Raw genomic sequence first — 24,928 nt, forward strand, 5'->3', positions numbered from 1 at the left:
GGTATCTCTGTTCGTTCTTCTTGTACTGGCCATTAGATGCCGGCGCTGCAGCTTTGGAAATTCGACGTCCGGAGGGGCGAACCGGTACCAAAGTAGTAGGTTTCACCCCTTGCGCAGGGCAGCGTGCTGCGGGTTGAAGGTCAGCACAGCAAGCCCGGCGAAGAGCAGCGTCAGCCCCAGGCAGACGCCCGCCGCCAGCAGGTTGAAGCGCTCGTAGAGGGCAAAGCGCACCAGCTCCACCGCGTGGCTGAACGGGTTCAGCGCGCACAGCCAGTACAGCCACTGGCTGGCCTCGCGCATCTTCCACAGCGGGTAGAGCGCGGAAGAGAGGAAGAACAGCGGGAAGATGACGAAATTCATCACCCCGGCGAAGTTCTCCAGCTGGCGGATGCCGTTGGACAGCAGCAAGCCCAGCGCGCCCAGCAGCAGGGCTGCCAGCAGCAGCGACGGTAGCGCCGCCACCAGCCCCATGGGCGGCGGCTGTACGCCATACAGCCAGGCAATCAGCAGGAAGGCATAGACCTGCAGCAATGACACCAGCGCGGTGGCCAGCAGCTTGCTTGCGAGCAGGAAGGCGCGCGGCAGCGGGCTGGTCAGCAGCACGCGCATGCTGCCCATCTCGCGGTCGTAGACCATCGACAGCGAGCCCTGCATGCCGTTGAACAGCAGGATCATGCAGCACAGCCCCGGCACTATGTAGGTCTCGTAGGTGACGTAGGTGTCGTACGGCTCGATGATCGAGATGCCCAGCGCGGCGCGGAAACCGGCGGCGAACACCAGCAGCCAGAGCAGCGGCCGCACCAGCGCGCTGAGGAAGCGCGAGCGCTGCAGGACGAAGCGCAGCCATTCGCGCATGACGATGCCGCACAGGCACTGCCAGTAGGCGGCGGGGCCGAAGCGCGGGTTTTCCAGGGCGCTCATGCGCAGGCCTCCAGGCGGGTCAGGCGGTCGAAGGTGCGCTCCAGGTTGCCGGCGTCCGGTGCGCAGATGTCCCGCGCCTCGCCACGGGCGACCAGGCGCCCGCGGTCGAGCACCAACAGCGCATCCTCGTCACGCACTTCATCCAGCAGGTGGGTGGTCCAGAGCACCGCCAGACCGTCCTCGCGGCACAGCCGGCGCACATGGTTGTTGAGCGCCTGGCGTGCTGCCGGGTCGAGGCCGACGCTGGCTTCGTCGAGCAGCAGCAGGCGCGGGCGATGCAGCAGGGCGCGGGCGATCTCCACCCGGCGGCGGTGCCCGCCATTGAGCGCACGGACCTTGTCGCGGCGGCGCTCGAGCAACTGCTGGCGGGCCAGTTCGGCGTCGATCCGCTCGTTCGCCACGCTGCGTGGCAGGCCGTGCAGGGCTGCGTGGTAGCGCAGGTTCTGCTCCACGCTCAGGTCCAGGTCCAGGGTGCTCTGCTGGAACACCACGCCCAGCTTCCGCAGGGCCAGGCGCGGCTGGCGGCGCAGGCTGCAGCCGAGCACGTCGATCTCGCCCTGCTGCAGGTCGTAGAGGCGGGTGAGCAGGGCGACCAGAGTGGACTTGCCGGCGCCGTTGGGGCCGAGCAGGGCGGTGAAGCGCCCTGCGGGCAGCTCGAACTCCAGGCCGTCGAGGGCACGGCGTGGACCGTAGGAGAAGCCGAGATCGCGGACCGCCAGCGCATTCGTGGCAGGTGCACTCATACTGGCTGCGTTCATGGCGTCACCACCACGCCCCACGGGTAGCGGCCGACCTTGATCGATTTGGTGACCTTGCGCGAGGCGACATCGATCACCGACACGTCGCCGCTGACACCATTGGTGGCGAGCAGGGTCTTCTCGTCCGGGGTGAACGCGAGGTGCCAGACACGGCGGCCCACCAGCAGGTAGTCGAGTACCTCGAAAGTCTTCGCATCCACTACCGCCACATGGTTGGCCGGGCCGAGGGCGACGAAGGCCAGCTTGCCGTCGCTGGTCAGTTGCACGCCTACCGGCTGCACCTTGTCGGGGTGTACTCCCTGGATGGCGAAGCGCAGGGTCTTGAGAATCTTGCGGCTGGCGGTGTCGACCACGCTGACGGTGCCACCGATTTCCGCCGAGACCCAGACCTGCGAGCCGTCGTGGGTGAACTCGGCGTGGCGCGGGCGCTGGTCCACCAGGGTGCTGTCCACCAGCTTCTGGGTCGAAGTGTCGATCCAGTGCAGCATGTTGGTGGTTTCGCTGGTGTTGACCGCCCACTGGCCGTCCGGGCTCACCGCCATGCCCTCGGGCTCGACGCCGACGTCGATCTGCCCGAGCACCTGGGCGGTCTGGGTGTCGACCACCGTGACCAGTGCATCGTCCTCGTTGGAGACGTACAGCCAGCGGTCATTGGGGTGCAGGGCGAACTGCTCGGGGTCGGCGCCCGAGGGCAGCTGCCTGATGATCTTGCGGGTGGCGAGATCGAGCACCTGCACGGTGTCCGAGTCGCTCGCGCAGATGTACAGCAGCTTGTTGTCGTGGGACAGCGCCAACCCGCGTGGGCGCTTGCCGGTGTCGATGGTGCCGGTGACGCTCATGCTGTCCAGGTCGATGACGCTCAGGTTGTTGTCCTTCTCGTTGGACACGTAGGCGGTGACGGCGAAGGCCGGCGGCACCAGTCCGAGGGCGAAGCTCAGGCAGGAGAGGGCAAGCAGGCGGGGCATGGGCAGGGTCCTCATGGGAGTTCTTCTTATGGATTGACTTCGGCGAGGCGGCACTGGCTTTCCGGTGCATCGAGGCCGAGGCTGTCGAGTTCGCTGGCGGGGTGCAGGAAGCCTTCCTGCGGCGAGGTGCTGACCAGCGCGCGCGGCTGCACCAGCGGGATGGGCTGGCGCAGCTGGCCGTCCCAGGGGCGGAAGCCGAGCTTGTAGCCCTTGAAGCCGTCCAGCGGCAGGTCGGGGGACAGCGACAGCTTGCGGATCGCCATCGGGTCGGCGTCCCGCAGCCGTGTCACGGCGCTGGCGATGCTGCGCACGGCGATCCAGGCGGCGAAGTCGCGATCGTTCATCCAGCGTCCGGCATGTTCCTCGAACCGCTTCTGCAACTGCGCGGCGCCGTAGGTTTCCACGGTCTTGTGCCAGCCGGTGGCGACCAGCCCCTGGGTACCTGCCACCGGGCGCGGCAGCCAGGTGTTGTAGGGCACGTATTCGCCGAAGTCGCCGTGCTCGTCGGCCACCAGCACGGCGTCGTAGTCCTCGCTGGACTGAGTGAACAGGGCCATGTCGGCCTGGGCGCTGCGACGCTGGTCGTTGTCGAAGGTGAAGGGCTTTTCCTCGACGATCTTCGCGCCGAAGCGCTTGGCCGAACGGCGCAGGGCGGTGGCGTACAAGGCGTCTTCCGGACGTTGGCCGACGATCAGCAGCCAGCGCGTCCACTTGCGCAGCACCAGGAACTGGGTGAGGGCATCGGTCAGCATCAACCGGCTGGGCAGGGTGTGCAGCACGTTCACCGCGCACTGGCTGGCGCGCAGCTCGTCATCGGCGGCGCCGGCGTTGAACAGCAGGCTGTCCGGCAGCGCGGCGGCCAGTTGGCGCAGGGTGTCGGCGGGAGCGTTGACCACGAACAGGCGCAAGCCGGCATCGTGCAGACGCTTGGCCTCGGTGAGCAGTTTTTCCGGGGTGTCGGTGCTGGCGGCTTGCAGGCTGTAGCGGTGCTTGAGGAAGCGCCCGGTGCTGTTGCTGTCGGTGATTGCCAGCTCCGCGCCGCGCAGGCCTGCGTCGGTAGGTTCCGGGATGACGTTGGACAGCAGCGGGCCGGGGTCGGGTGTGTAGCCCAGGTAGCCGATGCGGACTTCCAGCGCGGGAGCTTCTTCGGCGCGGGCGTCGAGACCGAAGGCAGCGGCGCACGCAACAGCCAGCAGATAGGCCACGCCGTGCAGGACGAACTGGCGCATGGGACGACTCCTTTCTGGTTCTTGTGCGGCCAGCATAGGAAGCGTCAGGGGTGCAGAAAATATGCAGAAAGTACCGGTTGGGGCAGTACCAAGGTAGTAGGTTGCGCGCCGCGCCCGCGTCCTAGGATGGCGCTACAAGAACCAGAAGAGGAGCGTCGCCATGCGTATCGCCGTCACTCTCGTCCTGCCGATCCTGCTGATGCTCAGCCTGTTCGGCTTCGACTTCCTCTACACCCGCAACGGCTACCTGCCGGCGGCGGAACTGCGTGCGCCCATGGCCCCGGTGGGTTGCGTCACGACCTGTCGCGGCGCGCCCTAGGTCTCCGCCTTCAGCGCTTGTAGAGGATCACCGCCGCGCGTAGCTTGCTGCGGCCGAAGCGGCTCATCTGCTCGAACTCCGCGTGGCTCACCGGGATGTGCTGGCAGTCCAGCGGTTCGCGGTGCTGGCTGTGGTCGACATCGGGGTCGTGCAGGTAGATGAAGTCCTCGTCACAGTCGGTGACCACCACCCAGTGCGGCGCCTTGGAGCGGGTCAGCCGGTAGCTGCTGATCAGCACCAGCGGCTGGCCGCCGGCCTCCAGCGCGCCCTCTATATCCAGCTGGCTGACCAGCAGTTGCTCGACGTCGCTTTGCGCCAGCTCGGCGCTGAAGTCCTCATGGACCAGGCGCATTACCTCGCGCTTTTCTTCGCTGCGCACGCCATCGAGGAACAGCGGGCCGTCTTCCGACAGCAACAGGCGCACGCGGAAGCCCCGGCGCAGCGCCGCCAGCGCCAGCCCTTGCGGGCTGCAGCCGCCGTGGCCGGCGGTCATGTAGATGGTGGTCGCCTCGCGCCACAGGCGCAGCTCCTCGCGGCGCTCCAGGCGGCGCTTGGGCTCCAGTGCGCCCATGGCCATCAGCAGCGCCGAGGGGCCGCAGGTGAACTCGGTGGTCTGCCGGTAGTAAGGCACGTGGCGGTGGGTGCGCTCGTTGATGTGGCGGATGCGCTTCTCGAAGCGCAGGGCTTCGCTATGGTCTTCGTAGTAGTCGCGCACCGTGGCGAACGGGCGGTAGCCGTTGCGCTCGTAGAGGGCGATGGCGCCACGGTTGTCGGGGCGCACTTCCAGGCGCAGGTAGGCGCAGTCGTTCTCCAGCGCCTCGGCCTCGGCGCGGTCCAGCAGCTTCTGGCCCAGGCCGATGCCGCGGGCGCGTTCGTCCACGGCAATGGAATACAGGCGCGCCAGCGAGGTGCCCTGGTGGAACAGCACCAGAGCGTATCCCAGCAACTGGCCTTCGGATTCGGCGACGGTCAGGCTGGCGTGGGCGCGGGTGATCATCCACTGGAAGTTGCGGCGGGACAGGCGGTCGTGTTCGAAACAGCGGTTTTCCATCTCGACCAGGGCTTGCAGGTCGTCGGCTGAAGCGGCGCGGAACTGGAGTTTCATAGGGTAAGCATTCGTTAATCGGTGAGGGCGCACCTTGTTCGGTGCTGGCTGCGAACGGGCGTTGCGTCGTGCGGTCGAAGCTCAACCAGTATTGTCCCAGGGGCAGGGCGCGGCAAGCGCGCCAGCCAGCTTCGGAGGTGTCGTGAGCAAGCTGTTCATCATCGTGGAACGCAAGGAAGACTGGGCCTCCTACTATCCCAGCGAAGACGTGGTCAGCGCCCAGGAGTACCTGGAGATGCCCATCGACGACGACAACGGCAAGCGCGTGCAGGTAATCAACCTGTGCCGCAACTACAAGTACCTGGGCCACGGCTATTACTGCTCGCTGCTGGCCGAAGCGCGCGGGCACAAGGTGATCCCGTCGGTGCGCAGCATCAGCGAGCTGGCGAAGAAATCGCTCTACAGCCTGGCGCTGGAAGACCTGGAGAAGACCCTCGACAAGGCGCTGGCCGACCACCCCTACGGCAGCACCGATGGCTTCACCCTGACGCTGTACTTCGGTCGCACCGACATCGAGCCGCTGCAGGACCTGGCGCGCCAGCTGTTCGAGGCGCTGCCGTGCCCGATGCTGCTGGTGGAGTTCCGCAAGAACCGGGGCTGGCATATCGAGGGCGTGAAGCCGGGGAACATCCACAAGCTGCGCGAGGACCAGGAGGAACAGTTCGCCAACGCGCTGGACGGCTTCAGCCGGCAGATCTGGCGCAAGCCGCGTTCGCGCAAGCAGTACCGCTACGACCTGGCGATCCTGCATGATCCGGTAGAAGCCTTCCCCCCGTCTGACCGCAAGGCGCTGAAGAACTTCATCCGCATCGGCCGCAGCCTGGGCATCGACGTCGAACTGATCGAAAAGAAGGACTACTCGCGCCTGGCGGAGTACGACGCCCTGCTGATCCGCGAGACCACCAGCGTCAGCGACCACACCTACCGCTTCGCCAAGAAGGCCGAGAGCGAGGGCATGGTGGTGATGGACGATCCGGTGTCGATCCTGCGCTGCACCAACAAGGTTTACCTCGCCGACCTGTTGCGCAGCCACAAGCTGGGCATGCCGGCCACCGAAATCCTCTACAAGGACAACCCGCAGGAACTGGAGAAGGTCGGCGAACGCCTGGGCTTCCCGCTGGTGCTGAAGATTCCCGACGGCAGCTTCTCCCGCGGCGTGATCAAGGTGGCCAACCAGGAGGAGCTGCTCAAGGCCAGTGCGGAACTGTTCGAGCGCTCGGTGCTGCTGCTCGCCCAGGAGTTTTTCTATACCGAATATGACTGGCGGATCGGCGTCTTGAACCAGAAACCCATATTCGCCTGCCAGTACTTCATGTCCAAGGGGCACTGGCAGATCTACGACCACAGCCCGGACGCCCAGGAAGTGAGCGGTGATTTCCGCACGATGGCGGTCCATGAGGCGCCGCGCAAGGTCGTGGAACTGGCGGTGAAAACCGCCAACCTGATCGGCGACGGGCTCTACGGCGTGGATTTGAAGCAGGCGGGGGACCGGGTGGTGGTCATCGAGGTGAACGACAACCCGAACATCGACTGTGGGGTAGAGGACGTCTACCTGGGGGACGATCTCTACAAGCTGGTGCTCGAGGAGTTCGTGCGGCGGCTGGAAGTCAAGCGGCGCGGTCGCGGGTGGTGAGATCGATTCGGCATTGACCTTATAGGAAAACGGTCAATGGGCTGCGTCAAGATATTGCTAGCGTTACAAATTGGAGCGCCAACCGACTGTTTTTTAAAGTTTTTCAAAATAATGGCGCCAAGGAAGGGAGCATGCTCGAGGCAGCCACGAATCTTCGTCGCCTGCTGGTGGTCGATCCGTGCGACGACTGCCGCAGGCTTTTACCCGGACTCCGGGCAGCAGGGTGGGAAGTCGACAGCTGCGAGCTGGATAATGCCGGCAATCGCGGTTGTGACGTCGGCCTGCTGCGCCTTCAACCCCGGCATCTCGAACGCCGGGAGTCCGTCAAGGAACTCATCAGCCGCAGCGGCACGGAGTGGATAGCCGTGCTCAGCCCGGACACTTTGCCGCTCAATGAAGTCGGCGATTTCGTCAGTGAGTGGTTCTTCGATTTCCATACCTTGCCCTTCGATGTGGCGCGGGTGCAGGTCACCCTCGGCCGCGCCTTCGGCATGGCCCGTCTGCGCGGGCGCGGCAGCGTACACAGCGACGAGCACGAGCACGAGCTGCTGGGTGAGAGTCGCGATGTGCGCGAGTTGCGCAAGCTGCTGGCGAAGTTCGCGCCGACCGAGTCTCCCGTGTTGATCCGCGGCGAGAGCGGCACCGGCAAGGAGCTGGTGGCGCGCACGTTGCACCGCCAGTCGCGGCGGGCAGTCCGGCCGTTCGTGGCGATCAACTGCGGGGCGATGCCCGAGGCGCTGATCCAGTCCGAGCTGTTCGGCCACGAGAAGGGCGCGTTCACCGGGGCGCACCAGCGCAAGATCGGGCGCTTCGAACAGGCCAACGGCGGCACGCTGTTCCTCGACGAGGTGGGCGACCTGCCGCTGGAGTTGCAGGCCAACCTGCTGCGGGTGCTGCAGGAGAAGCAGATCGAGCGTGTCGGCGGCAGCCAGCCGATCGATGTCGATGTGCGGGTGCTGGCGGCGACCCACGTCGACCTGGAACAGGCGATCCGCGCCGGGTTGTTCCGCGAGGATCTCTACTACCGGCTCAATGTCCTGCAGGTGTCCACTTCGCCGCTGCGCGAGCGCAATGGCGACCTGGCGCTGCTGGCCAATCACTTCGCCCACCTTTACAGCGTCGAGACTGGTCGCCGTCCGCGGCGCTTCTCGGACGATGCGCTGGCGGCGATGGCCGAGCACAGCTGGCCGGGCAACGTGCGCGAGCTGGCCAACCGGGTGCGGCGCGGCCTGGTGCTGGCCGAAGGGCGACAGATCGAGGCCCGCGACCTGGGCCTGGAGCGGGAGAAGGGGCGCTCGGCGCATCTGCCGCTGGTGACCCTGGAGGAGTACAAGCTTGGCGCCGAGCGTCAGGCCATGTGCGATGCGCTGGCCCGGCACGGTGACAACCTCAGCGTGGCGGCGCGGATGCTGGGCATCTCGCGGCCGACTTTCTATCGCTTGTTGCACAAGCATCAGTTGCGCTAGGGCGGGGTGGCCGTAGTACTGAAGGAGCTCCGAGGGGCGCTCCTTCAGGTTGGCTTCGTGCCGGCATCTGTAGGCATTTCCGCTCACACCGATATCACAATGGCGCATCAACGTAGGATGGCGTGGAGCGCAGCGATACCCATCGATCAAGCCCAAGCCACGGGGTCTGCAACGGCGGAGCAAAAGAAGCGCCGGCCCCGCAGGCGGATCGCGGGCATCAGAAGGCAGGCGCGGTCAACGCCTGCGGTGGCAGGAATGACAAAGGCCCCGAACAGGGGCCTTTGCGGTTGGACAGCCGAGCCGTCAGAAGTAATACGGGAATTTCACGCTGAAGCTGAAATCCGGCGCATCCGGCGAGATGCCGATGGACAGGTTCGGCACGATGGTCAGGTTGGGGCTCCACGCGTAGGTCAGGCCCCAGTTGAAGTACGCCGCGTTGGCGTCGCTACCGGTGACGGTGGTCCAGTCGCCGCCGTCGGCCTTGATCTTGCTCTTCTGGGCGATCAGGTCGGAGAAGGAGAACGACATGCTGGTCTTCTCGTTGAGGGCGAAGGCAACGCCCGCACCGATCTGGAACCAGTCGCCGAGGTCGACCTTGCCCTTCTGCTTCACGCCCTGGGTGGGGCTGATGTCATCGAAGGACTCTTCGAAGTTGTAGGTGTAGGAGAAGCTGCCGAACAGCACGGCCGGGTCGACGGTCTTGACCAGCGAAATGCCGGGGGTGACCGACCAGACACCGTTGCCGGTAGGCAGGGACTCGGGCACGTTGAGGTTGTCGTTGTCCGAGGCGCGCTTGAGCTTGATGCCGTAGGGTTCCTTGCCGGTGGGGGCCTTGATCCTCAGGCTGACCACCGCGTCGGGGCGCGATTCGGTTTCGTCCATGAACTTGTAGGCGATGCCGACGTTGACGTCACCCAGGGTCGGGTCGCGGGTGACCTTCTCGTCAGTGGACTGCGCCGTGGAGTTGCCGGCGCCGGACGATTCGAAGGTGCTCTCGCGGTAAACCACGGGGGCGTTTATGTCGAACTGCCAGCGGTTGTTCCAGTTGTAGCGGCCGGTGAGGTCCAGGGTCCAGTTGTCGGCGTTGATGTTGTCCACGCCGATGTTGCCCAGGAAGATCGTATCCAGCGCCAGGAAACCGTTGAGGATCAGCTGCTTGGCGTCGTAGTGGGTGTAGGTGATGCCCGTCTCGAAGCTGAACGCGCCGTTGCCGAAGAAGCCGCTGGCTTCGTCGTAGAGGTTCTCCACGCTCTTGGGCGGACTGGCGTCGTCCTTGAGCGACTCGCCGTAGGAACTGCCGCTGGAGGCAACGGTGTTGCCGGTTCCGGGCGGTGTCGGCTTGCCGGTGGAGGTGACCAGGCGCTTGGGCTGGGCGGGCGTGGCCGGAGCCTCCTCGACCTGCCTGACCCGCTGCTCCAGCACCATCAGGGCCTTCTGCTGGGCCTCGTAGCGCTGCTTGAGTTCGAGGAGCTCCTGCTTCAACGTCTCCACCTCGGCTTCCGTCGCGGCGGCGGCGAAGGTCGAGGGGAGTAATGCGGATACACAGATTGCAGTTCCTAGCGTTAGCGATCGGTGCATGGCGCGCTGTCCTTCTTATAGGTTGGACCTCACAGTCGCACTGGAGCGTAGATCACATACCCATGGTGCGAAGCCCTTTGAGTTGGTCGAGATTGCAGTCCAGCGCTCCAGACGACGGAAGGTTGTTTTTGAGTACCACACTGAGCTGTGCCAGGTTGTTGACGGCATTATTCCCACCCACCATCTGCGCGGCCTGGAGCAGGCCGCCGGCGGCGAGTTGCTGCATGGCGGCGCCCTGGCCGTTGGCATTGATCGCCATCTGCACGCCGCCGTTGCTCGGTGACACGCTGACGGTGCCGGCCGCATTGCTGGCGGTGACAGGGGTGGCGTCCAGTGGCGTGCCCTGTGGGGCTGCTACCGGCGGGGCCTGGTTGGCTTCCTTCACGTCGATGCTGACGTTATTGGAAGCGGTGTTGTAATCACCCGCGGCGCGAACGCTCTGGGTGACGCCCTGGGTCTGGTTGAGTCCGGCGCCACCGGTGACGGTACCGGTGCCTGCGGCCGGTGCCGCGCCGCTGCCTTTCTCGTCGATGGTGGTGACGTAGAACTGCGGCTTGATGGTGGACTCCTGGATCTGCATGCTGACCTTGGCGCCGATGTTGTCGCCCACGGCGTTCTTCCAGGTACTGCTCATGACGATGCCGAAACTGATGACCCGGCCCGGCATCACGTATTTGCCGCGCAGCTGGGCCAGTTCATGATCCTTCAGTTCGATCGGCTTGAAGACACTTTCCGCCTGGACCGGCAGGCAGGCCACTATGCAGGTGGCGGCAAGCAGCGGGATCACTTTCATTAGGGTTCTCCCCGGAAGGATTCCTGCCTTCCATTCTTGTGCGGTCTCAGAGGAAGTCGCTCTGGATGAAACCGAATTCCATGAGCTCTGCATCCTTGACCGGGCTGAACGCATTGATTCGGTCCCTGGCCGTCAGTGGGTCGGGCGGGTTCATCAGGGCGTTGGCCTGTTCGTAGCCCGGACCGATGACGGCGAAGATGATGCCGTTCCAGCCTTTGAGAAAATCTTCCTGGGTGAAGCGCTTGTGGCCCAGCACCGGGTCGCCGATATAGACGTAGCCTTTATAGGCACGCTGCATCACGACGAAGTGTTTGTAGCCACGGATATCCATCAGCACTATCACCGGGATCGTCAGCTTCTCCAGAGACGCCGGCGGGATTCGGTACCCGCGTGCGCGCATGCCGATGCCTTCGAGATACGTCTTCATGTCGAGCATCGAAAAGCCCTGCGTGCGCACCAGGTCCGGGTCGGCCCGGACGAGCATCCCCTTGATCACGAATTCCTCGTCCACGTCCAGCGCATAGGCCTGGCGGAGGATCGTCGCCAGCGCGGCGGCGCCGCAGCTGAAGTCGGTCTTCTGCTGGACCAGGTTGCTGAACTTGCGCTCGCGGATGCTCTCGACGTGCTTGTAGGCCATCGACCCGCCGGGAAGGGTGGCGAAGGGGAGTTGCGCGGCCTGCGTCGTGAGGCTGAAGAGGGCGAGCAAAAGCAGGGCGGACGTACGCATGATCGTGACGCCTTGGGGTGGCCTTAGGAGAAGGAGGCTCCGTCGCCGGAGCCTCCAGGTGCTACGCCAGTTCGCTTACAGGCAGGATTTGCAGCCTGCGGCGATGGACAGCGAGTTGCTCTGCTGGTTGCCTACGCCAGCCGCAACGTTCGCGCCCAGGTTGCCCGAGACGTTGTTGAGCGAGTTGTTGATGGAGGCATCGTTGCGCACCGGGTCTTTCCAGCCGGTGGGGATCAGCACCTGATAGGTGGCCTGGCCTCTCAGGTCAACAGTGCCAGCTTCGACGAAGAACAGCGGATCCTTGTCGGTTTTGCTGCCACCGCTGTGACGGCTGTCGTCATGACCGCCACGGCCCGACTCGTCGACCACGTAGCCTGCGCCTGCGCCCTTGTAGGTGCCATGGGCGCTGAAGGTGGAGCGCAAGGTTTCCTTCTCGTAAGTCAGGAAGGCCACGTTGCCCACGGTGTTGCCACTGGAGGTCTGGGTGGCGCCACTGTAGGAGTCGGCACTACGACCACCGGACACGGCGGCTGCCATGTCGTTTTTCTGCTGGTTGTAGTTGCCCGAGGCGATGTTGATGCCGATGTTCCCTGAGGAGTTGCTGCCGGAGTTGTTCAGCGACGCCTTGTTGGTGGTGGAGAAGTTCCAGGCCTGGTTGTCCGTGTTGTTCTGGGTCACTTCAGTTGACGCATAGGCGGTACCGAAGATGAACTTCTCATCGGCAGTCGCCAGGGCGGCAGCGTTGGCCTGTTGGTTCATGTCGCCAGCGGCGACGTTGACGCCCACGTTGCCGGATGCGTTCCCCAACGATCCGTCGACTGTCGCGTTGTTCTTGGTGCCCATGTTCACCACGGTGTTGTCGCTGCTCTCCTGGGTGTCTTCCACCGTGGCGCTGGCGCCTGCATCGATCCGCGGGTCCTTGTAGGGATCGTACGGAGGCTTGGGTTGCTGGTGATGATGGCCATGGTTGTCGTGATGGCCACGACCCCGGTCGTTGTCGCGATTATCTGCTTGCACTGCTACAGCCATGACCGCTGCAACAGCGAAAACCAGAGGCTTCAGAGCCATTCTTGGTTTCATGGTGTATCTCCTTTGCTTTGTTTGGCGTGTTTAGTGTTATTGGAGTTGGCTTGGGTCAATCCGCGACCCGGATGCTCAGGGTGTTGGCAATGCGATTGCCGACCCCGGCGCTCTGGCTCATCTGGACGACACCTCGGCTGCCGGCAAAGGCCTGGTCGCTGGTGACGACCTGCCGGCTACCCGTGGTGGAGTCCTTCGAGCCTGAGTTCACTGGCAGCGCGACGTTCTGCTGAGAAAGCACGCTGTCATCGACGCTCTGCGGAATGGCGCTGACGCTGATCCGCATGGCGTTCACTTGCTGGTTGGCAGCCCCGGCAGCCTGGTTCACGCCCAGTGCGCCGTTGCCGTTGGTGAAGGCGTTGCCGGTGATGCTGGCGGACGCGGCCTGGTTGAGATCGACGCTGGCGTTGACCGCCTGGCGGAACTGGGTGGTGGCCTGGGCATTGCTGCCGATGGCGATGGCGCGGCCGTTGGCCTGTTGCTGGGAGTCACCGGCGGCCTGGTTCACGCTGGCGACGCCGCGGTAGTTGCGCACGGCGCTGTCGATGCTGGCGTTGTTGACCGTCGAAGGATCAGCGGCCAGGGCCGTGAAGCTGCAGAGCAGGAGTGGAGGAGCGAGCAGGCGGGCGTTCATCTCAGCGGTCCCCCGTCAGCATGCGCAGGGGCGAGAGCCCCTGCTGGACGGTGCGGTTCACCGAGTTGGAGATGCCGGCGCCGCCGCCAGCCGCGCCAGCCCCCAGGCCGTTGCCGTTGAGGGTCTGGTTGGCGCCGTTGTCCATGCCCACCAGTTGGCCGCCGGGCAGGATGTGCCGCTGCAGGCTGGAGCCGCTGGTGACGCCGGCGAAATCGCTGTCGCTCAGTTCGGCATTGCCGGTCTGGCGGACGATCTGGTCGGAAATGTTCGGGTTGACGGTGATCGGGTTCGGGTCGGGAATGTCGGTCGGCCGGGTGGCAACGCGCGGTTGCACCTGGCGCTGCAGGACGATGGTGCCGTCGCCGGCTTGTGCGAGCGGACACAACGGGACGCTGGCCGCGCCGCAAGCGAGCGTGACGAGAATGCCGACTATCCGTGAGTCGATGGTCCCCATGATGGCGGTTCCTTCTTGGTGCGCTGAGCCCTAACCAGCGGTACCAAGGTGGAGCAGGGGCCGTGCCGCTTTTAATCAGCTATTGAGAATCAATGACATGGCGTAAGGCCATGTGAGCCATCACGGAGCGGATGTCTCGGCGCTGATACAGGACGTTCGTACGAAAGCCGCGCGCGGGCCCTAGCACGCGGCCCGTATCACGGGAGAGGCGGATTCTGTTGCGCGGCTGATACACAACTTTGGGTGGGAAGGCCCGAAGCATGGCCCGTCAGCGTTTGCGGCGTGTCGAGTGTTTCGCGTCGTTAACAGAATCGGGTCGTTTGTAGACTTTCTGGTACTTGAGTGCAGCAGGCTTTTCAATGAATTAGGCATTTTGCATGATGGCGCGAACCCGTCCGGATTGCGGTTGTCTGCATCTTCCTGGCGACGAAAGGCAGCTCATTGTTGCTGAAGTGCCAACGCTTCCTCTGCCCGCGCTGCGCAAGAGAAATTTTTGTGAATTTCGTAGCGATCCGCGGGCAATGCATTAGCATGCCGACGCCGCTGCGGCGCTCACGCGCCAGGAGCAGGCAGCGGGATAAAACCATTAGAAACGTGCGAGCCAGCGTGCCTCGCGGGGGACAGTAGTATGGATCTGTGGAGCGCCTTTCAGGCCTTCATTCTTGGCGTGGTCGAGGGGCTTACCGAGTTCCTGCCGATCTCCAGTACCGGCCACCAGATCATCGTGGCGGACCTCATCGGATTTGGCGGTGAGCGTGCCGAAGCCTTCAACATCATCATCCAGCTGGCCGCCATCCTGGCGGTGGTCTGGGAGTTCCGCCGCAAGATCCTCGAGATCGTCTGCGGCCTGCCCACCCAGCGCAAGGCGCAGCGCTTCACCATCAACCTGCTGATCGCCTTCTTCCCGGCGGTGATCCTGGGCGTGGCCTTCGCCGACTACATCCACCACTACCTGTTCAACCCGATCACCGTGGCCGTGGCCCTGGTGGTGGGCGGTGTGATCATGCTCTGGGCGGAGAAACGCCAGCACGTGGTCCACGCCGAGACCGTTGACGACATGACCTGGAAGGAAGCGCTGAAGGTCGGCTGCTGCCAGTGCCTGGCGCTGATTCCGGGCACCTCGCGCTCCGGCGCCACCATCATCGGCGGCCTGCTGTTCGGCCTGTCGCGCAAGGCAGCTACCGAGTTCTCCTTCTTCCTGGCCATGCCGACCATGGTGGGGGCCGCGGTCTACTCCGGCTACAAGTACCGTGACATCTTCCAGCCCTCGGACCTGCCGGTCTTCGCCATCGGCTTCGTCACCTCCTTCATTTTCGCGATGATCGCCGTGCGCGGCCTGCTCAAGTTCATCGCCAACCACAGCTATGCGGCCTTCGCCTGGTACCGTATCGTGTTCGGCCTGCTGATCCTGGCGACCTGGCAGTTCGCCCTGATCGACTGGAGCAGCGTCAAACCCTGATCCGATAGTGAGTGAACGTGGAAAAGAACGGCACCATCAGCCGCTGGGACGATGACAAGGGCTTCGGCTTCATCCGCCCCCAGGCCGGCGGCAAGGAAGTCTTCCTGCACATCTCCGACTTCCGTGGCGACCGCCGCCCGGAAGCGGGTGATCAGGTGCGTTACGTCGAAGGCACCGGCAAGGACGGCCGTCCCCGCGCCGATCATGCCCGCCTTGCCGGGCTGGCCATCGATACCCCGGCGATTCGCCGCAAGCCCGCCGCGACAGCCACCCGCGAGCGCGCTCGCAGTGGCCGTGAAGTCGCCTTCCCCAGTGCGCCAAAGCGCTCTCTGGGCAAGGCGCTGGCAGTCCTCGGCGTGCTGCTCGCGTTGCCCGTCATCGGCTCGGTGCTCTGGCTGAAGGAGGCCTACTTCGTCTGGTTCCTGCTGCTCTATCCGGTCTTCAGCGTCCTGGCCTTTTTCGCTTACTGGCGTGACAAGCGCAGCGCCGAGCGCAACGACTGGCGAACTCCCGAACAGAGCCTGCACCTGCTGGAGCTGCTCGGCGGCTGGCCGGGTGCTTTCCTTGCCCAGCAGGTGTTTCGCCACAAGACCCGCAAGCTGTCCTTCCAGCTGGTGTTCTGGGCCATCGTCGTGTTGCACCAGCTGTTCTGGATCGACTGGCTCAGTGGCGGCCGGCTGCTGAACTGGATCGGCGCACTCATGGGTCTGGGCGTCAACCCCGCGTAATCGGCGATCCCATTCAGGGACTGGCCCGGCGTCAGACCGGCCAGTCGTCCTTCGAGAAGCCTTCCTGCAGATAGTCGAGCAGCGCCCGCACCGCCGGAAGGATGCCGCGCCGGTGAGGGTATACCGCCTGCAGGTAGGCCTCCGGCTCGCTCCAGGCGGGGAGCACGCGCACCAGCCGGCCATCCTCCAGCTCCTCGGTGCAGTAGTGCAGCGGCAGGAGCGTCACGCCCAGTCCCGCCAGTGCCACATTCTTGCGCAGGTTGAAGTCTTCCACCGCCAGACGCGCCTCCAGGGCCACTTCCTTCACCTCGCCCTGTGGGCCGGTCAGCTTCATGTGCACGCGGCGATCGTTGTCGATGGCGCCAAGGACGGGCAGGGCGGCCAGGTCCTCCGGCGCACGCAGCTTGACGCCCTTGAGCAGTGACGGTGCGGCCACCAGCTCAGTCTTCGCCAGGCGCAGGCGCCGCGAGATCAGCGACAGGTCCTCATCCCCCGGTGCCCGCACGCGCAGTGCGACGTCGATGCTTTCATTGAGCAGGTCGACGCGGCGGTTGGTCAGCATCAGCTCCAGGTTCACCTGCGGATACGCTGCGAGAAAACCGGGCAGCATCTCGTTCAGCGAGGTCTCCGCCAGCGCCACCGGGCACGACAGGCGCACTCGTCCGCGCGGTTCCGCGCTCAATTGCGCCGCTACTTCATCCGCCATCTCGGCTTCCACCAGCATCGCCTGACAGTGCCGGTAATAGCGTTCGCCCAGGTCGGTCAGCGCGAGTTTGCGGGTCGTGCGCTGCAGCAGACGCACATCCAGGCGCGCTTCCAGTTCGGCTACACGCCGCGACAGGCGCGACTTCGGCAGACCCAGCAGGCGCCCTGCGGCCGCGAAGCCGCCGGCTTCCACCACCTTGGCGAAGTAGAAGAGGTCATTGAGGTCCTGCATGGGATTGTCCTGCTGGTGAGACGAATCATTGCATTTTTGCCGACTTATCGAAGATTGGCTACATGCGTAGTCTTGCCTTCAACGACGAATTCCTCCGCCAACCCACTTGGCACCTTTCCTGGAGAACACACATGAAACTGCTGCACATCGACTCGAGCATCCTCGGCGACAACTCCACTTCCCGCCAACTGAGCGCCGAACTGGTTGCTGCCTGGGCCGCCGCTGAGCCGGGCGTCGAAGTCACCTACCGTGACCTGGCCGCCGACGCCATCAGCCACCTGTCCTCCGCCAGCCTGGTTGCCGCCGGCACCCCGGCCGAACTGCGCGACGCTGCCCAGAAGCATGAAGCCGCGCTGGGCGAGCAGAGCATCGAGGAATTCCTCGGCGCCGACGCCATCGTCATCGGTGCACCGATGTACAACTTCTCCATCCCCAGCCAGCTGAAGGCCTGGATCGACCGTATCGCCGTCGCCGGCAAGACCTTCCGCTACACCGAGAACGGCCCGGAAGGCCTGGCAGGCGGCAAGAAAGTGATCATCGTCTCCACTGCGGGCGGCATCCACGCCGGCCAGCCGACTGGCATCGCCCACGAGAGCTACCTGGAGCTGGTGCTGAACTTCCTCGGCATTACCGACATCGAGGTCGTTCGTGCTGAGGGCCTTGCCTACGGTGACGAGCCGCGCCGCAACGCCATCGCAGGCGCCCAGGCGAGCATCGCCAGCCAGTTCGCTGCCGCCTGATTGCTGCCAGCAGAAGAAAAAGCCCCGCCGATGCGGGGCTTTTTTGTGCCCGGTCGGTACCGCCTGTCTGCGGGCACGGAGCGAGTCCCACTGGCGCGTACTATGCAGAGGTTCCCTCCAGGCGGCGTCCGACGGCCTCTGTACTCACCAGCAAGCCTCGTGGCGCCTGATCCGGAGACAAATCGGAGCGAACTGCACCATGGCGAGGCGCGTGTTCTGGTTCCTGCTGCTCGTTACCTTCAGTACCGCGAGTTGGGCGGCACAGGGCTGGAACGTGGGTTTTCACCGCCTGCAGGTGAGCGACCCGCTGGACCAGCAGCCGATGAAGGCCATCGCCTTCTACCCCACGCGCGCGCCCGAACAGCCCCTGCACCTGGGCAATTTCATCCTCGACGTCGCCTACGAGGGGCAGACCGCCAACGGCCGCTTCCCGCTGCTGGTGATGTCCCACGGCAACTACGGCACGCCGCTGGCCCACCGCGACCTGATCGCGGCGCTGGTGCGCAAGGGCTTCGTGGTGGTGACCTTGCTGCACCCCGGCGACAACCTGCATGACCACAGCCGCCTGGGCGCCAAGAGCAACCTCTACGGGCGGCCGCTGCAGGTGTCGGAAACCCTCAGTGCCGCGCTGCTCGACCCCAAGGTCGCGGCCATTGCCGATCCGCGCAAGGTCGGGGTAATCGGCTATTCCGCGGGGGGTGAAACGGCGCTGATCCTGGCCGGCGCCCAGCCGCGCCTGGAGCGGCTGATCAAGTATTGCCAGGAGCGCCCGGACGACGCCGACGCCTGCAGCGAGAAGGGCGAGGTGCGTGCCGATCGCAACGACCTGGTGCCCATGGCCGATCCGCGCATCGGCGCCTTGCTCCTGCTCGCGCCGCTAAGCCTGATGTATGGCGTCCATGAGCTGGAAGATGTGCAGGTGCCGGTGCTGCTCTACACCGGCAACGATGACCAGATCCTCGACTGGAAGAAGAATGCCGGCGCGCTGGCTCGCAAACTGCCGCAGCAGGCGGATCTGCGGGTGCTGGATGGGGCAGGGCACTTCGTCTTCATGTCGCCCTGTTCGGAGGAGGAGGTGGAAGCTACCCCGGACCTGTGCACCGACACCCAGCACCTGGATCGCAAGGCCATCCACCGTGACCTCGCGGCCTCGGCGGCGGAGTTCTTCGACGTCAGCCTGGGCAGTGCGACGATGCAGACGTCGGGGCGCTGATCCCCCGCGATGCGCCCCCTCCTGCAGGAGCGGCCACGTCCGCGCCTGCCGAGAAACACCCAAGAAAAAGCCCCGCGCTTGGCGGGGCTTTTTCATTGCATCAAGGCAGTGATCAGACGATCACGCCCTGGCTGCGCAGGTAGTCATCGTAGGTGCCGCTGAAGTCGGTCACGCCGTTTTCCGACAGCTCGATGATGCGGGTGGCCAGGGAGGACACGAACTCGCGGTCATGGCTGACGAAGATCAGGGTGCCCGGATAGTTTTCCAGCGCCAGGTTGAGCGACTCGATGGACTCCATGTCCAGGTGGTTGGTCGGCTCGTCCATCACCAGCACGTTGGGGCGCTTGAGGATCAGCTTGCCGAACAGCATGCGGCCCTGTTCACCACCGGAAATCACCTTCACCGATTTCTTGATGTCGTCGTTGGAGAACAGCATGCGGCCGAGGGTGCCGCGCACCAGTTGCTCGCCGCCCTGGGTCCACTGGGCCATCCAGTCGAACAGGTTGTAGTCGTCCTCGAAGTCCTCGGCGTGGTCCTGGGCGAAGTAGCCCACGTCCGCGCTGTCGGTCCACTTCACTTCACCGGCGGTGGGCGCCATCTCGCCGACCAGGGTGCGCAGCAGGGTGGTCTTGCCGATGCCGTTCGGGCCGATGATCGCGATGCGCTCGCCAGCTTCCACCTGCATGCTCAGGTTCTTGAACAGCGAGCCGCCGTCGAAGCCCTGGCTGACCTTTTCCAGGGTCACCGCCTGGCGGTGCAGCTTCTTGTGCTGCTCGAAGCGGATGAACGGGCTGACGCGGCTGGACGGCTTGACCTCTTCCAGCTGGATCTTGTCGATCTGGCGCGCACGGCTGGTGGCCTGCTTGGCCTTGGAGGCGTTGGCCGAGAAGCGGCTGACGAAGGTCTGCAGCTCGGCGATCTGGGCTTTCTTCTTGGCGTTGTCCGACAGCAGGCGCTCGCGGGCCTGTTCGGCCGCGGTCATGTACTCGTCGTAGTTGCCCGGGAACAGGCGCAGCTCGCCGTAGTCCAGGTCCGCCATGTGGGTGCAGACGCTGTTGAGGAAGTGACGGTCGTGGGAAATGATGATCATGGTGCTGTTACGCGCCGTGATGATGTTTTCCAGCCAGCGGATGGTGTTGATGTCCAGGTGGTTGGTCGGTTCGTCTAGCAGCAGCAGGTCCGGATCGGAGAACAGCGCCTGGGCCAGCAGCACGCGCAGCTTCCAGCCCGGAGCGACCGCGCTCATCGGGCCGAAGTGCTGGTCCAGCGGAATGCCCAGGCCCAGCAGCAGCTCGCCGGCGCGGGATTCGGCGGTGTAGCCGTCGAACTCGGCGAACTGGACTTCCAGTTCGGCCACGGCCATGCCGTCTTCTTCGCTCATCTCCGGCAGGGAGTAGATGCGATCGCGCTCGGCCTTGACCTTCCACAGTTCCTCGTGGCCCATGATCACGGTGTCGATCACGCTGAAGTCTTCATAGGCGAACTGGTCCTGGCGCAGCTTGCCCAGGCGTACGCCGTTTTCCAGCATTACCTGGCCGCCCGAAGGCTCCAGCTCACCGCCGAGGATCTTCATGAAGGTAGACTTGCCACAACCGTTGGCGCCGATCAGGCCGTAGCGGTTGCCGTTGCCGAACTTGACGGAAACGTTTTCGAACAGCGGCTTGGCGCCAAACTGCATGGTGATATTGGCGGTGGAAATCAACTGACTGACCCTTGGCTGGACATGGTGCGCGCCGGGCGCGGACGGCGCGGGCGGGCAGGGAAGGCATGCGCTGTCGAAGAAGGCCGACAGGCGCCTGGCAAAGCCGCTCATTATGCCACAGCCGGGCCTGCGCTGCATGCTTTGCCGCTGCAGCGCCCGTGATGCGGGCGTATGGCGAGATCAGACAGTTGAAACCCTCCATGGTCCTGCATCAGAATTCGGTGTTCAGAATTCTGGTGGGGGCTGTATGAAAATCCTAAACGCTCAACATTCGCTCAGGCATTACCTGGAGCAGGTCAGCGGCAAGCTGATTACCGTGGTCTCGGCCTCCGCCAGTGAAACCGAGTCACTGATCGAAACCCTGGTGGAGAAGGGCAATAGCCTCGATCTGCTGGTGGGCACCATCAACTCGTTCAGCTCGCCGGACTTCATCGACTACTGCGTCCGCGATGCCGGCGCCAACGTCACCCTGCACGTCGACTTCCGCGCGCAGAACAGCGTGCACTGGAAACTGATCCTGATCGAGCCGGACGTGGTCGTGCTGGGTAGCGCCAACTTCACCGAAATCGGCCTGAGCCTCACCCGTGACACCTGCACCGTGATCCAGGACGCGGCGCTCTACGCCGAGTACCTGGCGCGCGTGGCCGAGATCAAGGGCATGGAAGGCGTGGTGCTGGGTGAGGATTCGCCGGCTTTCGACGAGCAGCTGGAGGAATACCGCCAGAGTCACCGCCGCGTGCAGGCCAGCCTCGCGCGCAGTGCGCAATACCTGGACGGCGAGAGCTGGCTGGGCGACGAGACCAACCAGAGCATCCCGCTGTTCATCTGGTACAGCGACCATTCCGACGACTCCGAGGAGAAGGCCGAAGCCTTCCTGCATGCCAGCAGCGATGGCGTGGACTGGGACGACGTGCGCGAGTTCTTCACCTATGAGTGCGCCGAAGGCGTGCTGCCCTACGAAGAGGGCGACATGGTGCTGACCGCACGCTGCAACGGCACGCACATCGGCTTCTACACCTTCGACCGCATCCTCTACCGCGACGGCACCTACTACATCTACTCCTACCGCAAGAAGCGCTACACCCAGCCGTTCAAGCTGGAGGACGCCAAGGAGCGCCTGAAGGACGTGATCCCGGAGTGGTACGAAGAAATGCGGACTTCGCTCAATCGCCACGACATCAATAGTGTGGTGCGCTAAGCAGCCATTCATCGGCGCACAGCCTGCGACCCGACGGTCGCGAGCTGTGCGACTTGGCATTCTGCACGATGATGGCTAGCATCCTGCCAATATCTCGACGTCGCATGCTGCAGTTGCGTGAGTCCGTCAGAAACCTGTCAGGAGGCAATGGATCATGCCGCAACTTCCCCCCGATGAAGTCCCCGTCCGCCGCCGCATGCGCTGGCATTGGCGACTGCTGACGCTGAAGATCTACATCCTCTCGGTGTTCCTGCTGGCCTGCATGCTGGGCGGCAGTGCGATGCTGTTCCTCAACGTGCTCAATGACACGCTCGAGCCGGCCCAGCGTCTGGGCTCCTTCGTGGCCGGCGCGCTGATCCTGCTGCTGTGCTTCCACATCCTGCGCATGGCGCTGCCGCCGATGCCCCGGCTGCACAGACGCCGCTCTCTGGAGTGAACCGCCTGCCTGGAAAGAAAGGCGCCAGAATGAAAAACGCCCCGTGGCAGCGATGCCACGGGGCGTTTTCCTTAGAGCCTGATCAGATCATCAGAAGATGTTGACCGGGTACTCGACGAAGACGCGCACTTCGTTGCCGTCGTCGTTGTAGGAGCGGGCGTCGTTGGACACGCGCAGCCAGGAACCGCGCAGCTTGACCGACAGGTCCTTGGCCGGGCCGCTCGGTACGACGTACTTCAGCTGGTTGAAGATTTCGCGCTCTTTGCCGTTGCTGGTCTCGGCGGTCTTGATGTTGTCGCCGTAGACGTAGGCCACGGTGTAGCTCAGGCCCGGTACGCCGTACTCGGAGAAGTCCAGGCTGTAGCTGCCCTGCCAGGAACGCTCGTCTTCACCGTTGAAGTCCGACCAGTAGGAGTTGGCCAGCCAGATGGTGGTGCCGCCGTCCCCCAGGCCGCCCTGGTTCTGGTACCAGCCGTAGTTGTAGCCGGAATCACCGTTGTTGCGCTGGTGCGCGATCATGAAGGTGTGGACGCCGATGTTGTAGGCGGCCGACAGGCTCCAGATGGTGTTCTTGGTGCCGTCGATGCCGTTGTCGGAAGCGAAGTCTTCGTTCACACGGGTGCGGTAGCCGTTGAAGTCCAGGGTCAGGGACTGCTTGTCGGCCACCGGGATGACGTAGTTCAGGTTCATGTACTGCTTGCGAGCGACGTCTTCGCTTTCGTAGCCGTACAGCGAGCCGCTGAAGTTGTCGGTGAACTTGTAGCTGCCGCCGAACACGTCGATGCGCTTCAGGCCGCCGCTGTCACGCCCTTCGGCGCTCTTGCGGGTTTCCGAGGTGAAGCGGCCGATGTTCAGCTCCAGGCCTTCGATCTCCTTGGAGGTGATCAGGGTGCCGGTGAAGCTTTCCGGCAGCAGGCGGGAGTTGTCGTAGCTGAGGATCGGCAGGGCCGGCATCTGGTCACCGTACTTGATCACGGTGTTGGAGAAGCGAGCCTTCACTGCGCCACCGGCGCGGGCCAGGTCGTTGGCAGCTTCGCCGCTGTCGCCCTGCTTGAAGAAGTCGATGCCGGCAGCGCCGCTCTTGCCCTGGCCACCGTCCAGACGCAGGGCGTACATGCCGAACGCGTCAACGCCGAAGCCTACGGTGCCCTGGGTGAAGCCGGAGGTGAAGGTCGCGGTGGCGGCCTGGCCCCACTCGGCCTTGTCGTCACGACCGTGCTTGTAGTCGCGGTTCATGTAGGCGTTGCGGAAGAACAGGTCCAGGTGGCTGTCTTCGGTGAAGCCCTTGGCGGTGGACTGGTCTTCGGCCATGGCGGCGGTCGACGCGAGGATCCCCAGTGCGAGCAGACTGATCCGGTGGTTCAGCATCATGATTTCCTTAATGGTGCAGCGCCAGCGAACAGAAAGAAAAAAGCTCTCCGCCCCGAAGTGCGTGATCGGGGTAGGTGGAGTCCTGTGCTGGCATATTCTTTTGGTTGTATTCGGGGCGTGGTCGCCCCGGCGCCGCGGGATGATAGCAGAGGTTCGAACTTTTTCGTCCAGCCTCTGTCATGCTCTCGTCATGATTACCTGATCAGCGGTTTTGGCCGCCGGATCGCGGCGGCTCGCGGGGGATGGGCGAAGTCGCGGCAGATTGCCGCGTGACTGGCTCAGCGAGCAAACGAGCGCTGGAACAGCCAGAGGCTGAGGATCAGTCCGCTGAATGCTGCGAGTGCGGCGCAGAGGAAGATCGAACCGAAGCCGAAGCCGTTGGCGACGGCACCCATCAGTGGCCCGGTAATACCCAGGGATACATCGATGAACAGCGAATAGGCGCCCAGTGCGGCACCCCGGCTTGAAGCGGGCACCAGGCCCACGGCTTCCACGCCCAGCGCGGGGAACACCAGGGAGAAACCGAAGCCTGTCAGCGCTGCGCCGGCGAGTGCGATCCAGGGCGTCGGGGCGCTCCACAGCAGGAGCAGGCCGAGGCTCTCCACCGACAGGCAGGCGATAGCGACACGGAAGCCACCGTGACGATTGATGGCATTGGCGAACAGCAGTCGTGCGCCGATGAAGCAGCCGCCGAAGGCGGTCAGGCAGTAGACCGCATCTTTCCAGCCGAGGCTGGCGTAATAGAGCGTGATGAAGGTGGCGATGGTGCCGAAGCCGATGCCGCCCAGTGCCAGGCCCATGCCGTGGGGCAATACCCGGCCGAGCACGTGGTGGAAAGGCATCCGCTCGCCATGCAGCAGAGCGGCGGCACGCTTGGGCCAGGCCAGGGCGAAGCCGAGCGCGGCCAGCAGGACCACGCTGCCGCCCAGGCTGGCCAGCCCGAGTTGGCCGACCATCAGCACACCCAGCGGCGCGCCGATGGCCAGGGCGCCATAGCTGGCGATGCCGTTCCAGGAAATGACTTTTGCCGTGTTCGCCGCGCCCACGCGGTCGATGCCCCAGGCGATCGAGGCGCTGCCGACCAGACTTTCCGAGGTGCCCAGCACCAGGCGCGCGACCATCAGCAGGCCGAGACTGAGCAATGGCAGGCCCTGCATCGCCCAGGAGCCGAGCATCAGCGCACCGCTGCCGGCGCAGCCGACCATGCCGTAGAGCACGGCGCGCTTGGGGCCGAGGGTGTCGATAACTCTGCCGGCGTACGGGCGGGTGAGGAGGGTGGCCAGGTACTGGATGCTGATGACCAGGCCGGCCATCACCGAGCCGAAGCCCAGGTCGCTGTGCACGTAGCCGGGCAGCACGGCCAGCGGGATGCCGATGGTCAGGTAGGCGATGAAGGTGAAAAGGACGACGGACACCACTTGCAGGGTGGTGGACGAGGACGAGCGGGAATCGGCGGACATCTGCTGCGGTTCGGTACGGCGA

At 64.6% G+C, this 24,928-nt stretch carries 24 protein-coding genes; 9 read left to right on the forward strand and 15 right to left on the reverse strand.

What is annotated here, in order from left to right; translation table 11 throughout:
* Positions 1-102: 102 nt before the first annotated feature.
* From pedC to pedA1, 4 genes are read right to left on the reverse strand one after another with little or no spacing between them, the layout of a single operon-like run.
* Complete coding sequence (gene pedC, locus IB261_RS14610; protein WP_192382400.1) at positions 103-921, reverse strand: lanthanide ABC transporter permease protein PedC; 819 nt, start codon at positions 919-921, stop codon at positions 103-105.
* Positions 918-1,679: a lanthanide ABC transporter ATP-binding protein PedB/LutE gene (pedB, locus tag IB261_RS14615; RefSeq protein WP_192382402.1), complete on the reverse strand. Its 762-nt coding sequence runs from the start codon at positions 1,677-1,679 to the stop codon at positions 918-920. Before pedB ends, pedC begins: the two co-directional genes overlap by 4 nt.
* Positions 1,676-2,644, reverse strand: a complete 969-nt coding sequence (locus IB261_RS14620; RefSeq protein ID WP_192382404.1) for a YVTN family beta-propeller repeat protein — start codon at positions 2,642-2,644, stop codon at positions 1,676-1,678. The genes pedB and IB261_RS14620 overlap by 4 nt, the downstream gene beginning before the upstream one ends.
* 26 nt (positions 2,645-2,670) lie before the next feature.
* Positions 2,671-3,873: a lanthanide ABC transporter ABC transporter substrate-binding protein PedA1 gene (gene pedA1, locus IB261_RS14625; protein WP_192223386.1), complete on the reverse strand. Its 1,203-nt coding sequence runs from the start codon at positions 3,871-3,873 to the stop codon at positions 2,671-2,673.
* A 160-nt stretch (positions 3,874-4,033) separates the two neighbouring features.
* Between pedA1 and IB261_RS14630 the strand changes: the two genes are divergently transcribed.
* Positions 4,034-4,192, forward strand: a complete 159-nt coding sequence (locus tag IB261_RS14630; RefSeq protein WP_192210671.1) for a hypothetical protein — start codon at positions 4,034-4,036, stop codon at positions 4,190-4,192.
* A gap of 10 nt (positions 4,193-4,202) precedes the next feature.
* On the opposite strand, the gene IB261_RS14635 is transcribed toward IB261_RS14630, so the two are convergent.
* A complete protein-coding gene (locus IB261_RS14635) occupies positions 4,203-5,297 on the reverse strand; it encodes a GNAT family N-acetyltransferase/peptidase C39 family protein (RefSeq protein ID WP_151187037.1) in 1,095 nt (364 codons plus the stop codon).
* 142 nt (positions 5,298-5,439) lie between these two features.
* Between IB261_RS14635 and IB261_RS14640 the strand changes: the two genes are divergently transcribed.
* Together IB261_RS14640 and IB261_RS14645 are read left to right on the forward strand one after the other, a co-directional pair.
* Positions 5,440-6,930 (forward strand): RimK family ATP-grasp domain-containing protein, encoded by a 1,491-nt coding sequence (locus IB261_RS14640; RefSeq protein WP_192223388.1) that lies wholly within the window; start codon positions 5,440-5,442, stop codon positions 6,928-6,930.
* Between the two features lie 131 nt (positions 6,931-7,061).
* Complete coding sequence (locus IB261_RS14645; RefSeq protein ID WP_081519827.1) at positions 7,062-8,396, forward strand: sigma-54 dependent transcriptional regulator; 1,335 nt, start codon at positions 7,062-7,064, stop codon at positions 8,394-8,396.
* Between the two features lie 303 nt (positions 8,397-8,699).
* Here the strand turns inward: IB261_RS14645 and fapF are convergent, their stop codons facing one another.
* The 6 genes from fapF to fapA form a co-directional block, all read right to left on the reverse strand.
* Entirely contained in the window at positions 8,700-9,974 is a 1,275-nt protein-coding gene (gene fapF, locus IB261_RS14650) for a fibril amyloid transporter FapF (protein ID WP_081519828.1), read from the reverse strand.
* Positions 9,975-10,026: 52 nt separating this feature from the next.
* The gene (gene fapE, locus IB261_RS14655) at positions 10,027-10,767 is read right to left on the reverse strand and encodes a fibril amyloid subunit FapE (RefSeq protein WP_081519829.1); all 741 of its coding nucleotides are present in this window, start codon (positions 10,765-10,767) and stop codon (positions 10,027-10,029) included.
* A gap of 46 nt (positions 10,768-10,813) precedes the next feature.
* Positions 10,814-11,494 (reverse strand): fibril amyloid maturation endopeptidase FapD, encoded by a 681-nt coding sequence (fapD, locus tag IB261_RS14660; RefSeq protein WP_192382406.1) that lies wholly within the window; start codon positions 11,492-11,494, stop codon positions 10,814-10,816.
* A gap of 75 nt (positions 11,495-11,569) precedes the next feature.
* On the reverse strand, positions 11,570-12,574 hold the full coding sequence (fapC, locus tag IB261_RS14665; protein ID WP_151187039.1) for an amyloid-like fimbrin subunit FapC: 1,005 nt from the start codon (positions 12,572-12,574) through the stop codon (positions 11,570-11,572).
* A gap of 55 nt (positions 12,575-12,629) precedes the next feature.
* Positions 12,630-13,208, reverse strand: coding sequence for a fibril amyloid subunit FapB (gene fapB, locus IB261_RS14670; RefSeq protein ID WP_192382408.1), 579 nt, complete (start codon positions 13,206-13,208; stop codon positions 12,630-12,632).
* Between the two features lies 1 nt (position 13,209).
* Positions 13,210-13,662, reverse strand: coding sequence for a functional amyloid chaperone FapA (gene fapA / locus IB261_RS14675; RefSeq protein ID WP_081519832.1), 453 nt, complete (start codon positions 13,660-13,662; stop codon positions 13,210-13,212).
* Positions 13,663-14,290: 628 nt separating this feature from the next.
* Here fapA and IB261_RS14680 point away from each other — a divergent pair.
* Both IB261_RS14680 and IB261_RS14685 read left to right on the forward strand, forming a co-directional pair.
* On the forward strand, positions 14,291-15,121 hold the full coding sequence (locus IB261_RS14680) for an undecaprenyl-diphosphate phosphatase (protein WP_081519833.1): 831 nt from the start codon (positions 14,291-14,293) through the stop codon (positions 15,119-15,121).
* A gap of 17 nt (positions 15,122-15,138) precedes the next feature.
* A complete protein-coding gene (locus IB261_RS14685; protein WP_168190539.1) occupies positions 15,139-15,849 on the forward strand; it encodes a DUF1294 domain-containing protein in 711 nt (236 codons plus the stop codon).
* A 31-nt stretch (positions 15,850-15,880) separates the two neighbouring features.
* Here IB261_RS14685 and IB261_RS14690 read toward each other — a convergent pair whose 3' ends face one another.
* Positions 15,881-16,786 (reverse strand): LysR substrate-binding domain-containing protein, encoded by a 906-nt coding sequence (locus IB261_RS14690; protein WP_192382410.1) that lies wholly within the window; start codon positions 16,784-16,786, stop codon positions 15,881-15,883.
* A gap of 131 nt (positions 16,787-16,917) precedes the next feature.
* On the opposite strand from IB261_RS14690, the gene IB261_RS14695 reads away from it, so the two are divergent.
* Both IB261_RS14695 and IB261_RS14700 read left to right on the forward strand, forming a co-directional pair.
* Positions 16,918-17,526, forward strand: coding sequence for an FMN-dependent NADH-azoreductase (locus IB261_RS14695; protein WP_081519835.1), 609 nt, complete (start codon positions 16,918-16,920; stop codon positions 17,524-17,526).
* 199 nt (positions 17,527-17,725) lie between these two features.
* A complete protein-coding gene (locus tag IB261_RS14700) occupies positions 17,726-18,739 on the forward strand; it encodes an alpha/beta hydrolase family protein (protein ID WP_081519836.1) in 1,014 nt (337 codons plus the stop codon).
* Between the two features lie 112 nt (positions 18,740-18,851).
* Here IB261_RS14700 and IB261_RS14705 read toward each other — a convergent pair whose 3' ends face one another.
* Positions 18,852-20,441 carry an ABC-F family ATPase gene (locus IB261_RS14705; protein WP_081519837.1) on the reverse strand — a complete coding sequence of 530 codons (1,590 nt, stop codon included), beginning with the start codon at positions 20,439-20,441 and terminating at the stop codon, positions 18,852-18,854.
* Positions 20,442-20,688: 247 nt separating this feature from the next.
* Between IB261_RS14705 and IB261_RS14710 the strand changes: the two genes are divergently transcribed.
* Both IB261_RS14710 and IB261_RS14715 read left to right on the forward strand, forming a co-directional pair.
* Entirely contained in the window at positions 20,689-21,639 is a 951-nt protein-coding gene (locus IB261_RS14710) for a phospholipase D family protein (RefSeq protein ID WP_192382413.1), read from the forward strand.
* 154 nt (positions 21,640-21,793) lie between these two features.
* Positions 21,794-22,075, forward strand: a complete 282-nt coding sequence (locus IB261_RS14715) for a hypothetical protein (protein WP_192382415.1) — start codon at positions 21,794-21,796, stop codon at positions 22,073-22,075.
* A 90-nt stretch (positions 22,076-22,165) separates the two neighbouring features.
* Here the strand turns inward: IB261_RS14715 and IB261_RS14720 are convergent, their stop codons facing one another.
* Both IB261_RS14720 and IB261_RS14725 read right to left on the reverse strand, forming a co-directional pair.
* Positions 22,166-23,443 carry an OprD family porin gene (locus tag IB261_RS14720; RefSeq protein WP_192382417.1) on the reverse strand — a complete coding sequence of 426 codons (1,278 nt, stop codon included), beginning with the start codon at positions 23,441-23,443 and terminating at the stop codon, positions 22,166-22,168.
* Between the two features lie 281 nt (positions 23,444-23,724).
* A complete protein-coding gene (locus IB261_RS14725) occupies positions 23,725-24,906 on the reverse strand; it encodes an MFS transporter (RefSeq protein WP_192382419.1) in 1,182 nt (393 codons plus the stop codon).
* Positions 24,907-24,928: the final 22 nt, after the last annotated feature.

Source organism: Pseudomonas sp. PDM20, assembly GCF_014852575.3.
In the GTDB taxonomy this organism is placed as follows: Bacteria; Pseudomonadota; Gammaproteobacteria; order Pseudomonadales; family Pseudomonadaceae; genus Pseudomonas.